Below are 14967 nucleotides of genomic sequence, written 5' to 3'. Positions count from 1 at the left end.
GGTGAGACGTTCCGATCACCCTGCGATACCCGAGACGGCTGAGAGCCGGCTCCCGGAAGGGAAGGCCGGCCCTCAGTACTTCATGCAGGGATCAGGGGTAGCTGACCACGTTGGACGGGACCACGGCGGAGGCCTGGGCGGCCGCGCCGGTGTCGTTGATGACGTGCGTGATCGAGCCCTTGCCCAGCGACACGGTCAGGATGTTGTGGAACTTGACGTTCGGGGTGTTGGGCACCTCGAAGGAGTGGTACGCGGCGATCGAGGCGTCGGTGGTGAACACGCAGTAGCTGCCCATCCCCCAGCCCTCGTGGGTGGTGACGTTGTTGCCCACCTTGTACGCGGCGTAGCCGACGATCCCGTCGTGGGACCAGGCGGCGGCCGACGGCGGGTCGTACGGCAGCTCGTTCTGGAAGAAGATCGTGCGGCCGCCGTTGCCGTTCCACACCACGTTGTACTTGTTGAAGTGCTCGACGAACAGGCCGTAGGCGAGCACGTTCTGGCCGTTGACGATCAGGCCGTTGTCGGACGGGTTGGAGGTCCAGCCCGCGCCGTCGCCGTGGTCGGCGCGCCAGGCCCAGATGTGGTCGATGATCGTGTTGTTGTTGTTGACGATCAGGGCCGCGCTGGCCTTGGCGGCGCCCGCACCGCCGACGCGCAGGAACACGTCGGAGATCAGGTTCGGGGCGGCGGCGTGGTTGCCGCTGGCGCCGTTCGGGCCGACCTGGAGCAGGGCCGGGGAGTTCGTCGGGCCGGCGTCGAAGAGCAGGCTGGCGATCTTGACACCGTCGACGTCGCCGACGGCCATCGGCAGGGCGCCGTTGTCCGCGACGATGGTGGCGTACCCGAGGCCGAGGACCACGGTGTTGGCGCGGTTGATGTTCACGGTGCTGTTGAGGTGGTACACGCCGGGGGTGAAGAGCAGGTTGAGGCCCTGCGCGACGGCGGCGTTGAGGGTCGCGGCCGAGACGCCCGGCTTGGCGACGTAGAACTGGTTGATCGACAGCGAGGTGCCCGGGGTCTGGCCGTTGATCCAGGTGGCGCCGCTGCTGTTGGTGCGCAGCGACGGCACGAAGACGCGGTAGGCGCCGGAGCTGTCGGTGTAGAGGTACGGCTTCTCCTGCGTGATCGGGCTCGTCGGCAGGGTGGTGTACGGCGGGTTCGGGAAGCTGTTCGCCGGGGCGCCCTGCACGCCGGAGAAGACCATGTTCCAGACCGAGCCGTTCCAGCTGCCGATGGTGCTGTCCCGGGTGAACCACTGCTGCTGCGAGCAGGGGTTGATGTTGCCGGTGACGCGGGAGTCGGCGATGTAGCCGCCGGAGGCCCAGCCGCAGTTCGGCGACGCGAGGGTCATGCCGCCGTGGATGTCCATGCGGCGGAACGGCGCGGCCTGGGCGACGGCCCAGCGGTCGACGCCGGAGACCGGGTAGACGGACAGGTTCTCCGCCGAGCGCCAGAAGTTCTGCGTCGCGTTGCCCTGGAACCAGCCGGCGTCGACGGTGACGTCACCGTTGATCCGGACGTCCTGCGGGTTCTGGCCGAGGCCGTTGATCGAGGTGTAGAACCCGATCTGGGCGTTGAGGCCGTTGTACGTGCCGGGCTTGAACAGGAACTGCACGCGGCCGGGACCGAACTGCGCGGTCTCCTGCTGGGTGAAGATCTGGTCGAGCTTGCCCTGGATGGTCGCGGTGGACTGCGACGGGTCGAAGACGATGACGTTGGAGCCGAGGTCGCCGCCGCCCTGGATCGGGCCGGTGGAGGTCGACGGGGTCGGCGACGCGGACGGCGACGACGACGGGGTGGTCGAGGTCGAACCGGTGGGCCCGGTGCCGGTGCGGACGATGAACTCCCAGATGGAGTAGCCGTAGCCGGAGCCGCGGGCGGTGCCGTACACGCGGACGAAGCGGCCGGTGCCGGACACGTCGAGCGTCTGGTTGCCGCCGGTGCCGCCGGTCACGGTCTTGATCGTGGTGTAGGTCCCGCCGTCGGGCGAGGTCTGGATCTGGAAGTCCTTGCCGTAGGCGGCCTCCCAGTTGATCGTGACCTGGCAGATCGACTGGGCCGAGCCCAGGTCGACGGCCAGCCACTGCGGGTCGCTGAACGTGCTGGACCAGCGGGTGCCGGCGTTGCCGTCGACCGCGGCGCCGGGCCCGTTCGCACCGGCGTTCTCCGAGGAGGAGGCGGTGGCGGGCTTGCCCTGCGCGGCGTTGGCGCCGGTGTTGCAGGTGCCGGGGTTGGTGGTGCCGCCGTAGGAGCCGTAGACCTGGAACTCCCACAGCGAGTAGCCGTAGCCGGTCGCCCGGGCGGTGCCGTAGACCCGCACGTACCGGCCGGAGCCGGTCACGTCGTAGGTCTGCGCGCCGCCGGTCGCACCGGTCACCGACTTGATGTCGGTCCAGGTGTTGCCGTCCGGGGACGTCTGCAGCTTGAACGCCGTCGCGTACGCGGCCTCCCAGTACAGCTTGATCTGCGAGACCGTCGCGGTCTGGCCGAGGTCGACGCGCAGCCACTGCGGGTCGGAGGCGGCCGACGACCAGCGGGTGCCGTTGAGGTTGCCGTCGAACGCGGCGGAGGCGGGGGTGCCACCGTTCTCGTCCGACGACGACAGCGCGGGCTTGCCTTGCGAGAGGAGGGTGTCGGCCGCGGAGGCCGAGAAGGTCGTGGTCACCGCGTACGTGGCCACCATCAGGATGGCGGCGACGGACGCGAAGATCAGATTCCGGCGGCGGCGGTGCGCCGGTCGTGCGGCGGTCAGCATCAATTGCTCCCGGTTTCAGGGCGGGCGGCAGCCGGCAGCGCCACCGTAGGGGTACGGTGGTGCTCGGTCCGGCCATCCGGGGTGTGTGACTCCGTGGCCAAAGGGCGGGCGGCCCGGAGTCTGGGTGGGAGAGCGCTCTCCAAGGACGAGGGTTGTCCGATCGGGGCGCCCTGTCAAGAGCCGACCCACACTTATTCTTCGATCCGTAGGAAGTGCGCCGCGGCCACTACAGGAGAGCGCTCTCCCTTTCACGGTCGGTGACCAGCGGTTCAGCGGCTGGAGAGGCGCAGATCCGAGAACGCCGACAGCGCCGGGCCGCAACCGAGCGCGAACCCGAGGTCCAGCAGCCGCGACACCTGCCCCGGGTCACGGACCCCGGCGACGACCGTCTCCGTGCCGGTGGCCGCGACGAGCCGGGCCACGGCGTCGACCAGTGCCTCCCGACGGGGGTCTTCGCCGCCGGCCGGGACCAGGGCCGCGTCCAGCACCAGCCGCGTGAACGGCAACGACACCAGCAGGTCGAGACGCGCGTGCGCCGTGCCGGTGTGGTCCAGGGCGAGCCCGACGCCGATCCCGCGCAGCTCCTGCAGCACCCCGCGGACGCCGGTGTCCTCACCGGCGACGGCGGCCGGCACGGCGAGGGTCACACAGGTCGGCGCGACGCCGGCCCCGGCGAGGATCCCGGCGACGTCGTGCGGGAAGCCCGGCGCGAGCAGCGCCGAGCGGCTCACGTCGACCGTGAACCGGCGGCCCGGCGGCGTCACCCGGCACGCCTCCGCCAGGGACCAGCGCACCAGCGGCACCGTCAGGTCGGCGACGTCCACCGACGGCCAGCGGGCGCACAGCCGCCGCTCGACCTCGGTGCCGTCGGCGAGCCGGGCGATCGGCTCACCGGTCAGCTCGACCTGCCCGGCGCCGATCGCGGCGCGCAGCTCGTCGGCGCGCTGCGCGGGCGTCGCCAGGAGCCCCTCGAGGTCGGGCGTGTACCGGGCGTGCCGGCCCTTGCCGCGCTGTTTCGCCGCGTACATGGCGATGTCGGCGTGCCGCAGCAGCGACTGCGGGTCGTCGTCGGCGAGCCGCTCCGCCACGCCGACGCTCGCGCCGACGCTCAGCAGGTGCCCGTGGGTCGTGATCGGGTTGGCCAGCTCGGCGAGGATCCGCTCGGCGACCTCCCCGGCGGCGTGGTCGCCGGCGCCGGGGAGCAGCACCGCGAACTCGTCGCCGCCGAGCCGGGCGACCAGGTCGCCGGGGCGGACCGCGGCCCGCAGCCGGCGGCCGACCTCGACGAGCAGGCCGTCGCCGACGTGGTGGCCGAGGGTGTCGTTGACGGTCTTGAAGTCGTCGAGGTCGACGAGGATCGCCGCGCCGTGGAACGCCTCGTCCAGGGTGTCGTTGAACAGCGCCCGGTTGGGCAGGCCGGTCAGCGCGTCGTGGGTCGCCTGCTCGCGCAGGAGCCGCTGGTGGTCGCGGACGGTGCCCAGCAGCGCGTCGTTGTCGCGGAACGCGAGCAGCTGCCGCAGCAGCACTGCCCCGCTCGCGGCGACCGCGCCGGCCAGGACGGGACCGTCGCCGTGGTTGGCGACGAGCAGCGCGAAGACGGCGGCGATCGCGAAGTAGGGAAGGATGCTGTACGGGCGGCGCGCCTTCGGTGTCACCGCGGCCGGACGGATCCGGTGCAGCTGCACGACCCCGGCGAGCCCGACCATCGTGCCCTCGAGGGTGGTGATGATGTCGGACACCCCGGCCAGCCGCGGGCTCTGCAGCACGGGCACGAGCGCCGAGCCGACCGCGCCGAGCAGGACCACGCCCGCCAGGGACTGCAGCGCGAGCATGTCGACGGCGTCGGTGCCGACCAGGATCAGTTTCACCACGGCGAGCACCGCGAGCAGGCACAGCAGGCTCAGCACCAGCAGGCCGAGGGCCCGGGGCAGGTCGGCGCGGGCGTCGGAGATCGGTTCGAGCACGAACTGCCACAGGAACGTCGCGGAGCACACGAGCACCGTGGCCGCGTCCAGCCCGAGCCGTAACCAGTCGCCGCGGCTGCGGCTGCGGGTCGGCAGCCGCAGCAGCCCCCACAGCACCAGCAGCAACGCGACGCTGAGCAGCAGCACCGCGCCGGCGAGGACGGGACCGGACTTGCGGCCGCCGAGGCTCGCCTCGGTGAGTGGTTTCGTGGCGGGCGCGATGAGCAGCGCGGCGATCGCCATCAGCCGCCAGAAGCGGCGACCGGCGGGGGTGAGCCGCTCCAGCCGCGACGCCTGGAGCAGGAACCAGGAGGCGACCGCGAGGGACAGCGCGCCGGGCAGCCAGCCGAGGACCGTCGCACCGGCGAACCCGGCGCCGCGGGCGACCGCCCAGCCGAGCGCGACGACGAAGAGCGGGGCGTAGAGCAGCAGCAACCGACGGGTGCCGTCGGCGAGCGCGCTCGGGTGCCGCTCCGGCTCGTCCAACGCCTGACCTCACCGCCTCGTCCTGTGCCGGTGTTTCCCGGCCGACGTCTTGTTCGGCCGATGTGGTGCCGAGCTGAGCGGTATCGCGTGCGGACAGGGTAGCGCTCCGTCACTGCTCACGTCGACGCCGGATTTGCCGATGTACGGGGCATGATCCTGCTCCGCGCGGTCCGGCGCCTGGCCCCGCCGAAGCCGCTCGGCGGCCGTATCCGCTGGCTGTTCGTGATCTTCGGGGTGTTCAACCTCATCACCGTCCTGCCCCGGGTCCTGAGCCGCACCGACGTCCCGCTGACCTCCCGGTTGCCGGCCGCCGTGGCCGCGCTCGCGCTCGCCGCGTGGTGGATCCGGCAGTACCGCAAGGGCACGTTCCCGGCCTGGATGATCCCGGTCGAGGCCCTGGCGATGCTCGCGATCGGGCTCGGCATGCACAGCTGGGTCGCGACGCTGGGCCTGCTGTTCGTGTTCATGTCCTTCCGCGGGCTGTACGGCACCTGGCGGCACGTCGTCGCGTTCGCGGTCCTGGTGTTCGCGGCGTCGGTCGGCGCGGTCGCGCTGACCGAGCCGGAGGCGGTCGGGCAGTTCCTCGGGCAGGCGCCGGGCGTCCCGCCCCTCGCGCTGTTCACGGCGGCGGTCGCGGAGTCGACCCGCCGCCAGGAGCGGGCCGCCGCCAGGGAGCGGGTGTTCGCCCGGCTCGGCTCGTCCCTCGCCACGACCGCGGACCGGGAGACGATCCTGCGGCACTGCGCCGACGCGGCGGTGGACCTGCTGGACGGCCTGCCCGGCGGCTGGGCCGCCACCGTCGCCGACGGCCTCGTCGTCACCGCCGCCGGTCCGGTGCCGGTCGAGCTGCTCGCCGGTCCGGTCCCGGCCGCCGCCGGCACCACCTTGCCGTTGCGCTCCGACAAGCAGCACTTCGGTGACCTGCTCGCCGGCGTCGCCTCGGGCGCGGTCCCGGCCGAGGTGCGCCCGTCGCTGGAGACCCTGGCCGCGCAGACGTCCCTCGGCCTGGTCAACGCCGAGCACGCCGCCGACCTGCACTTTCAGGCGTTCCACGACAACCTCACGGGCCTGGCGAACCGGTCGCTGCTGCGCGAGCACCTGCAGCACGCCCTGGCCCGCGCCCGCCGCGGCAGCCCCGTCGCGGTCCTGCTCATCGACCTCGACGGGTTCAAACAGGTCAACGACACCCACGGTCACGCCGCCGGCGACCAGCTCCTCATCGCTGTCGCCCAGCGGCTCCGCGACGGCATCCGCGGCGCTGACACCGCCGCCCGGCTCGGCGGCGACGAGTTCGCCGTGGTCCTGGACGGCATGGACTCCGCCGAGGACGCCGTCCTCGTCGCGGGCCGCCTGCTCACCGCGATCCAGGCTCCGTTGCTGTTCGCCGGGACCGAGCTGACGCCGCGGGCCAGTATCGGCGTCGCCGGCTGGCACGGCCACGCGAAGATCGACGAGCTGTTGCACGACGCCGACACCGCGATGTACGCGGCGAAGACCGCCGGCAAGGGCCGGGTCGCGTCCGTCGAGGACAGCGACGTGCGGCTGCAGCCGGTCAGCGCTCGTTGAGGTAGGTGAGCACGGCCCGGACCCGCCGGTTGGCGTCGTCGGCGGGCGGCAGGTCGAGTTTGCCGAAGATGCTCGTGATGTGTTTCTCCACCGACACGGGCGCGAGGACGAGGGTCGCGCAGATCGCGGAGTTCGACAGTCCCTGCGCCATCAGCCCGAGGACTTCGCGTTCGCGTGGGGTGAGCCCGTCGATGCCGTGGTTGCGGCCGCCGCGGGCGAACAGCTGGCGGACGACTTCGGGGTCCATGGCGGTGCCGCCGGCCGCGACCCGTTCGACCGCGTCGAGGAAGTCGTCGAGGGCGGTGACCCGGTCTTTGAGCAGGTAGCCGACGCCGCCTCGGCCGTCGGCGAGGAGTTCGGCGGCGTACGCGCGTTCGACGTACTGGGACACGATCAGCACCTTCGCCGCCGGGTCGCCGGCCCGCAGCCGCAGGGCCGCGCGGAGGCCTTCGTCGCGGAAGCCCTGGGGGAGCCGGACGTCCACGACGCACAGGTCGGGCCGGTGTTCGGCGGCGGCGTCCAGCAGCGCGGGGGCGGTGTCGACGGCGGCGACGACGGTGTGCCCGGTGTCGGTGAGGAGCCGGACCATGCCTTCGCGGAGCAGCAGCAGGTCTTCGGCGATCACGATGCGCATGGGAACTCCGCTCGCAGGACGGTGGGGCCGCCGGGTGGGCTGGTGACGGTGAGGTCGCCGTCGAGGGCTTCGACGCGGCGGCGGAGCCCGTCGAGTCCGGAGCCGGCCGGGTCGGCGCCGCCGCGGCCGTCGTCGGTGACGGTCACGGTGACGGTGGTGCCGTTGGTTGCCGTGGTCACGACGCAGGCGGTGGCGCCGGCGTGTTTGGCGGCGTTGGTGAGTCCTTCGGCGACGACGAAGTACGCGGCGGATTCGACGGCGGCCGGGTGCCGGGCGGTGGGGTCGCCGTGGACGGCGACGGTGAGGGGGCTGTCGCCGGCGAGGGCGGCGAGGGCGGCGTGCAGTCCCCGGTCGCCGAGGATCGGCGGGTGGATGCCGCGGACGAGGCGGCGCAGTTCGGCGAGGGCGTCGTCGAGTTGCCGCCGTGCGAGCTCGACGTCCGCGGCCGCGGCGCCGCCGTGTGCGGGGTCCCGGAGCTTCCGGGCTGCCAGTGCCAGGGTCATGCCGGCGGCGACGATGCGGGCCTGGGCGCCGTCGTGCAGGTCCCGTTCGATCCGGCGCAGTTCCGCGGCCTGGGCGTCGACGACCCGCCGGCGCGTCTCGGTGAGGCGGGCCGTTTCGTCCACGAGCCGCCGGTGGGTTCCTGGTGCGAGGAGCGCGCTGGCGGTGGCTGCCTGGAGCTGGGCGAGCCGGCGGATGAGCCAGGCGGCGGCCGGGAGGACGAGCAACCCGATGGGGACGAGGGCCAATCGGCCGGCGGCGGTGGTCATGAGCGGGTCGGCGGGGAACGGCGCCCGCGGGTTCGGCACCGCCCAGAGCCACAGCGGGGCGAGCACGGCGCCGGCATCGACGGCGGTGACGACGGCCGCGGCGATGCCACTGGCGAGGCCGATCGGGAACAGGGTGATGAGCCAGGCGAGGTCGCGCCAGGTGGCGGGTTGAGCGGCGACGGCGGTCACGCGGCGCCGGATGGTGTCTCCGGTGATCGAGGTGTACGGCGACTCGATGGCCGCGCCGAGCTGCCAGCCGGCCCGGTGCCGTTCGAGGCCGGCGAGGCGCCGGGTCACCCAGCTCGCGGCGAGGAACGTGGGGCCGCCGAGCTGGGTGACGGACAGGACGGCGACGGTGACGGTGGCGGCGAGGCTCCACAGCAGCCCGGCGACGCCGGCGACGAGGCCGGTGAGCAGGTAGGCCAGGGCCCGTAGGGTCGCTCGCAGCACCTGCTGGATGCTACCGGCGCCGCGTACCACCAAGATCACCGCCGCCTCATTGGTCGTCGGTGAGGGCGGGCAGGGCCTGGCGGCGCAGCAGGACCCGGGCCGGGAGGACGCCGGCGAGCAGGCCGAGCGCGGCGACGCCGGCGGCCATGGTCGCGTACGTGGCGGGGTCGACGATCACCCGGAACACGCCGTCCTGCGCGACGCTGAACGTGCCGACGACGATCCCGGTGATGAGCGCGCCGAGGGCCAGCCCGGCCGTGACGACGATGAGCGCCTCGCGCGCCGCCAGCCGGTGCAGCTGCCCGGTGGTGGCGCCGGCGAGCCGGAGACCGGCGAACTCGCGGCGCCGGCCGGTGGTGGCGATGGCGAACGTGTTGAGGATGGCGATCGCGGTGAACCCGAGTGTGACCGCGACCATGAGCTCCCAGGCGCCCTGCTGCTCCTGCGCGTCGCCGGCGGCCTCGGTGGCGCTCGACGGGGTCACGATCACGCCCGGCCCGGCGGCCCGGATCCGTTCGGCGGTGCCGGGGTCGTAGCGGACGCTGATGCCGCGCACCAGGCCGCGCGGGTCGTGGGCGGCGATGAGGGCGGCGGGCAGGACGGCGTCGCCGAAGCCGCGGGACCGGTCGTAGACGCCGGTGAGCCGCAGCTGGACGCGGTGTCCGTCGGCGAGCCGGAGCTCGATGTCCTGCCCGACGGTCCAGTCGTAGAGGCCGGCCAGGTATCGGCTGGCCGCGAACCCGCCGTCCGGGAGGCCGCCGGCGGTGAACCCGAGGTCGAGCGCGGGCTGCGTTCCGGTGATGAGCAGCCCCTGCGCGGCGTGGTCCTCGGGTTTGCCGCCGGCCACGACGACGATCCGGGTCGGTATGGTCGCGGCCGCGCCGGTGATCCCGTCCACCGCCATGACGGTCTCCGCGGTGCTGAGGGCGAGCCCTTGCGGCGCGGTCACCTGGGCGGTGGCGGGTGCGGTCCGGGCGGCCTGTTCGCCGGCCGCGATGCCGGTGAGCATCCGGCTGTTGAGCAGCATCGTGGCGTTGATCGCGAACATCAGCACGAGTGGCACGGCGACGGCCGCGACCCGGCGCGGTTCGGCCCTGGTGACCTGCCCGGCGAGCCGGCCGACCGGGCCGGCGCCGAGGAGCCGCGACACGACGGCTGTGAGGGGCCGCACCGCGATGGGGCCGAGCGCGGCGACGGCGCACAGCAGCAGCGCGCTGGACACGAAGCTCATGCCCATCCCGAACGGCCCGCCGAGCGGCACGAACGTGAGCACGGCGACGGCGCCGCCGGCCGCGACGGCGGCGGAGAGGACCCTGGTGAACTGCCCGCCGGCGGGTGTGACGGCGGTTTCGGTGAGTGCCTGGGTCGGTGCGATGCGGGCCGCGCGCCGCCCGGCGATGCGGGCCGCGACGGCGGTGACCAGCAGCCCGGCGGCCGCGGCGGCGATGAGGACGAGCGGGTTGATCTGGACGGTGAACTGGGGCGGGACGGCGCCGAGCCGGCGGAACCGGGCCGCGACGGTCTCGGCGGCGACGATGCCGAGCGGCGCGCCGGGGATCGCCGCGCACCCGGCCAGCAGCAGGCTTTCCAGGCTCAGCAGGCGGCGCAGCTGGCCCGGGGTGGCGCCGGCGGTCCGCAGCAGGGCGAGTTCCCGCAGCCGCTGCCGGACGCCGAGGGTCACGGTGCCGGTGAGGACGAAGACGGCGGCGAACGCGGTGATGCCGATGAGGAACCCGAAGATCGAGATCGGGGCGATGTAGTCCGGCAGCGCGCCGGGCAGGTCGGCGCGGACCCGGTCGTCGCCGGTCAGGACGGTGACCTCCCGGACGACGGTGCTCCCGCCGGCAGTGGCTTGTCCGGCGTTGGCCTGTCCTGCGTTGGCTTGTCCGGCAGGGGCTTGTCCGGCAGGGGCTTGTCCGGCAGGGGCTTGTCCGGCGATGGCCGCTTCGACGGCGGCCCGCAGGTCGCCGGCGCCGGGCGCGGCGAGGATGCCGATCGCGGTCGGCCCGTCGAGGCCGGACAGCGCGGCGGCCTCGGTGTCGGCGACGAACAGCGCCCCCTGCGCGGGCAGCCCGTCGCGGCCGGCGGGCGCGGCGATCCCGGAGATCCGCAGGGCCCGCACGCCGGTGCGGCTGGTGACGGTGATCTCGGCGCCGGTGGTCAGCCCGGCCCGCGCGGCCAGGTCGGCGTCGAGCACCGCCTCCCCGCGGCCGGGTGGGTTGCCGTTGCGCAGGGTGTACGGGGTGAGCCCGGCCGACGCCCAGCCGTGACCGACGACGGGGGCTCCGTCGGCTCCCCGCAGCGCCCGGCCTTTCGCGGTGACCTCGACGGGGAACGCGAGGTCCGGCACCGCCGCCGCGACCCCGGGCAGGTCCGCGAGCCGGGCGGCCAGGCCGGTGGGCAGCGTGCCGGCGCCGGTGAGCCGCTCCGTCTTGACCTTCCGCTTGACCTTGTCCTTGTCTTTCTTCTTCTTGTGGGTGACGGTCTCGACGGTGACGGCCCGCTCGCCGGAGACGACGACGGCCGCGGCGGCGAACCGGTCCGCCGGTGGTGTCGCGGTGAGGACCGACGCGAGCAGCAGCCCGCCGCCGGACAGCAGGGCGACGGCGAGCAGCGCGGCGAGGAACGTGCCGGCGTACGCGCCGCGGTGCCGGCGCAGCGTGCCGATGGCGAGGCGGATCATCGGGCGCTCACCGCCGTCATGCGCGCCGCGACCAGGTCCGCGGTGGGGGCGGCCAGTTCGCCGGCGACCCGGCCGTCGGCGAGGAAGACGACCCGGTCCGCCCAGGCCGCGGCGGCCGGGTCGTGGGTCACCATGACGATCGTGGCGCCGAGCCCGTCGACCGCTTCCCGGAGCAGTTGCAGCACCTCCCGGCCGGTGGCGAGGTCCAGGGCGCCGGTCGGCTCGTCGGCGAAGATGACCTCGGGGCGGCCGGCGAGGGCCCGGGCGAGGGCGACCCGCTGGCGCTGGCCGCCGGACAGCCGGGCGGGCCGGTCGTCTTCGCGGCCCGCGAGCCCGACCCGGCGGATGACGTCCTTCGCCCAGCCGCGGTCTGGTCGTACACCAGCCAAACGCTGCGGCAGCAGCACGTTGTGCCACACGGAGAGCGAATCCATCAGGTGGTAGCTCTGGAAGACGAAACCGACCCTCCGGCGGCGGACCTGGGTCAGCCGTGGCTCGCGCAGCGTGCCGATCTCCTCGCCGGCGAGGACGACCCGTCCGGTGTCGGGCCGGTCCAGGCCCGCCGCGCAGTGCAGCAGGGTTGACTTCCCCGAGCCGGACGGGCCCATCACGGCGCAGAACGTGCCGGCGGCGAACGCCACCGACACGCCGTCCAGGGCGCGGGCGCCGCCGCCCGGGTAGGTCTTCGTCACGTCGAGCACCTCGACGACCGCGTTTCTCATGCCGTTCAGCCTGGTCGGGGCGGCGGGCGGGGAACACACGGCGGACCTTGCTCTTCCCCGGTGGGGAAACCCCTACCACCGGCGCAACGCATTGACCGGCGTCATGGTCAGGGTGACACTGGCGGGACAGGGTGACAACGATGTCACCGTCCGGCCGCCACCGGGAGTGTCCATGAAACGAGCCATCCCCCATCCGCACCGCATCCTGCTCGCCGCCGCCGCACTCGTGCTGGCCGTGGCGGGCCTCAGCGCCCCGTCCTCCGCCGCCGTCCCGTCCACCTCGCTGCCCGCCGACGACCCCGCCCGGGGCCTGCTCTACGGCGGCTTCAAGGCCGGCACCGGCCGCTGCGCCGGCCTCCTCGAGGTCAAGGCCGTCCCCGGCGCCTGCACCCACGGCCCCGACGCGCCGTTCCCCGGCCTGGACGTGACGAAGTCCGTGCCGCCGCTGACCGGGCTCGCGGTCAACCCGCTCAGCGTCGTCTGCGACGGCGACGGCGTCAGCGGCAACCGCGTCCAGGTGCTGTACGTGCGCGGCTCCGGCAACGCCGACCGCTACAACCAGTACCTCGCCTCGATCCGCACCTGGTCCTCGCAGGTCGACGACATCTACAGCGCCTCCGCCGCGCAGACTGGCGGCACCCGGCACGTCCGGTTCGTCACCGACAGCGGCTGCAACATCGCGGTGTCGAACGTGGCGATCGCCAACAGCGCGCTGAGCGACTTCGGCAACTCCGTCAACGCGATCAAGGCACTCGGCTACAACCGCACCGACCGCAAGTACCTGATGTACGTGGACGCCACGGCGCTGTGCGGCGTCGCGTACGTGACGCTCGACGACCAGCCGGGCCAGAACAACGCCAACAACTCCGGCGCGTCCTTCAGCCGGGTCGACTCGGGCTGCTGGTCGGCCGGGCCCGCCGCGCACGAACTGACCCACGCCATGGGCGCGGTGATGGGCTCGTCGCCGAACCACACGGCGTACGGCCACTGCACCGACGACTACGACATCATGTGTTACAACGACGGGCCGGGCACGGTGATCCGGATCGTCTGCACCGACCAGGCCCAGGACAACCGCCTGGACTGCAACAAGAACGACTACTTCAACACCAACCCGCCGGCCGGCTCGTATCTGGCCACGCACTGGAACACGGCCAACAACCGGTTCCTGATCAGCAGCGGCGGGGGCGGCGGCACCGGCGGCCCGCTCACGCTGGTCGGCGTGGGCAAGTGCGTCGACGTCAACGCGGCCGGCACCGCCAACGGCACGCGCATCCAGGTCTGGTCGTGCAACGGCACCAACGCGCAGCAGTGGACCCTGCCGGGTGACGGCACGGCCCGCGCGCTGGGCAAGTGCCTCGACGTCAGCGCCAGCGGCACCGCCAACGCCACCAAGGTCCAGCTGTGGGACTGCAACGGCACGGGCGCGCAGCAGTGGACGTATGTCGCCGCCAGCCAGGCGCTGCGCAACCCGCAGTCGGGCCGCTGCCTGGACGACCCCGGCGGCAGCACCACCGACGGCACCCAGCTGCAGATCTGGGACTGCAACGGCACCAACGCGCAGCGGGTGACGCTGCCGTAGCGTCCGGCCGTCGAGGACCCGCCGGGAATGTTTCCCCCCTCCCGGCGGGTCTACCCTTGTCCTGACGGACCGCTCCGCACCAGCCGTGAAAACCCTTATGAAAGCGCATTCCTGCAACTGTTGCAGTCTTGTCGCGGCTGCAAAGGTTTGCAAAGCTCGATGGATGAGCTCCCGCCGCACTCTCATCGCCGCCGCCGCGCTGTGCGCGGCCGCCGCCACGACCGGGCTGCCCGCGGCCCCCGCCACCGCCTGGCCGGGCCCGTCCGTGACCGTCGCCGCCGACGGCTCGGGCGACTTCACCAGCGTCCAGGCCGCTGTGGACGCCGTGCCCCCGGGCAACCCGGGACCCTTCACGATCAAGCTCCGGCCCGGCGTCTACCGGGGCCAGGTGATCATCCCGGCCGACAAGCCGCACATCGTCCTGCGAGGCCAGGGCGCCGACCCGAGCCAGGTCGTGATCACCGACAACCGTGCCAACGGCACGCCGAAGCCCGAGGGCGGCACCTGGGGCACCTCGGGCAGCGCCTCGGTCACCATCTCCGGCGACGACTTCTCCGCCCGCAACCTGACCTTCGCCAACGACTTCGACGAGGCCGCCCACCCGGAGATCACCTCGAAGCAGGCGGTCGCCGTGCTCACCCGCGCCGACCGGCTCGTCTTCGACAACGTGCGGTTCCTCGGCAACCAGGACACCCTGTACGTCAACAGCCCCGACGCCACCACCGTCAGCCGCGTCTACTTCCGCAAGTGCTACGTCGAGGGCGACGTGGACTTCATCTTCGGCCGCGCCACCGCCGTCTTCGACCGCTGCGAGATCCGCTCGCTCAACCGCGGGTCGGCCACCAACAACGGCTACGTGACCGCGGCGAGCACCTCGATCGCCAACCCGTTCGGCTTCCTCATCGTCGGCAGCAAGCTGACCAGCGACGCTCCCGCCGGCACCGTCTTCCTCGGCCGGCCCTGGCACCCGAGCAACGACCCGAACGCGATCGCGCAGACGGTGATCCGCGACTCGACGATCGGCGCCCACATCGGCGCGGCGCCGTGGACCGACTTCGGCACCTGGTCGTGGCGCGACGCCCGCTACGGCGAGTTCCACAACCGGGGTCCCGGCGCGACGGTCACCGCCGACCGGCCCCAGCTGACCACCGACCAGGCCGCCGGCGCCACCATCGACGCCTACCTGACCGGCTGGCACCCCCAACGCTGAGCCCCACACCACCGCTCAACCGCCGCGCGGCGACGTACCGCTCAATCGCCACAGCTCGACCGCTGAACTACCGAGCACCACTGAACACGGCGACCGGCTGGGACCCGAAACGCTGAACCGCGTACCACCGGCGACGGCGTTCTGC

Annotated in this window: 9 protein-coding genes; 3 read left to right on the top strand and 6 right to left on the bottom strand. The window is 73.2% G+C overall.

The window, feature by feature from the left end:
- Positions 1 to 91: 91 nt before the first annotated feature.
- Both Dsi01nite_RS03860 and Dsi01nite_RS03855 read right to left on the bottom strand, forming a co-directional pair.
- Complete coding sequence (locus tag Dsi01nite_RS03860) at positions 92 to 2755, bottom strand: discoidin domain-containing protein (RefSeq protein WP_239135659.1); 2664 nt, start codon at positions 2753 to 2755, stop codon at positions 92 to 94.
- Positions 2756 to 3024: 269 nt separating this feature from the next.
- Positions 3025 to 5205, bottom strand: coding sequence for a GGDEF domain-containing protein (locus Dsi01nite_RS03855; RefSeq protein WP_203844599.1), 2181 nt, complete (start codon positions 5203 to 5205; stop codon positions 3025 to 3027).
- Between the two features lie 150 nt (positions 5206 to 5355).
- Between Dsi01nite_RS03855 and Dsi01nite_RS03850 the strand changes: the two genes are divergently transcribed.
- Positions 5356 to 6771 carry a GGDEF domain-containing protein gene (locus Dsi01nite_RS03850; protein ID WP_203844598.1) on the top strand — a complete coding sequence of 472 codons (1416 nt, stop codon included), beginning with the start codon at positions 5356 to 5358 and terminating at the stop codon, positions 6769 to 6771.
- On the opposite strand, the gene Dsi01nite_RS03845 is transcribed toward Dsi01nite_RS03850, so the two are convergent.
- Genes Dsi01nite_RS03845 through Dsi01nite_RS03830 form a run of 4 tightly spaced genes read right to left on the bottom strand, consistent with a single transcriptional unit; the run spans position 6758 to position 12030 of the window.
- Positions 6758 to 7405 (bottom strand): response regulator transcription factor, encoded by a 648-nt coding sequence (locus Dsi01nite_RS03845; RefSeq protein ID WP_203844597.1) that lies wholly within the window; start codon positions 7403 to 7405, stop codon positions 6758 to 6760. The two genes, Dsi01nite_RS03850 and Dsi01nite_RS03845, sit on opposite strands and share 14 nt — an antisense overlap.
- The gene (locus Dsi01nite_RS03840) at positions 7393 to 8625 is read right to left on the bottom strand and encodes a sensor histidine kinase (RefSeq protein WP_203844596.1); all 1233 of its coding nucleotides are present in this window, start codon (positions 8623 to 8625) and stop codon (positions 7393 to 7395) included. The genes Dsi01nite_RS03845 and Dsi01nite_RS03840 overlap by 13 nt, the downstream gene beginning before the upstream one ends.
- Before the next feature lie 46 nt (positions 8626 to 8671).
- A complete protein-coding gene (locus tag Dsi01nite_RS03835) occupies positions 8672 to 11308 on the bottom strand; it encodes an ABC transporter permease (RefSeq protein WP_203844595.1) in 2637 nt (878 codons plus the stop codon).
- Positions 11305 to 12030, bottom strand: a complete 726-nt coding sequence (locus tag Dsi01nite_RS03830; protein ID WP_203844594.1) for an ABC transporter ATP-binding protein — start codon at positions 12028 to 12030, stop codon at positions 11305 to 11307. Before Dsi01nite_RS03830 ends, Dsi01nite_RS03835 begins: the two co-directional genes overlap by 4 nt.
- A 172-nt stretch (positions 12031 to 12202) precedes the next feature.
- On the opposite strand from Dsi01nite_RS03830, the gene Dsi01nite_RS57090 reads away from it, so the two are divergent.
- Complete coding sequence (locus Dsi01nite_RS57090) at positions 12203 to 13612, top strand: ricin-type beta-trefoil lectin domain protein (protein ID WP_239135658.1); 1410 nt, start codon at positions 12203 to 12205, stop codon at positions 13610 to 13612.
- A 163-nt stretch (positions 13613 to 13775) separates the two neighbouring features.
- A complete protein-coding gene (locus Dsi01nite_RS03820; protein WP_203844593.1) occupies positions 13776 to 14822 on the top strand; it encodes a pectinesterase family protein in 1047 nt (348 codons plus the stop codon).
- The last annotated feature ends 145 nt before the right edge of the window (positions 14823 to 14967 follow it).

This window comes from Dactylosporangium siamense (genome assembly GCF_016862795.1).
In the GTDB taxonomy this organism is placed as follows: Bacteria; Actinomycetota; Actinomycetes; order Mycobacteriales; family Micromonosporaceae; genus Dactylosporangium; species Dactylosporangium siamense.
This window is presented reverse-complemented; position numbering and strand designations above follow the sequence as displayed.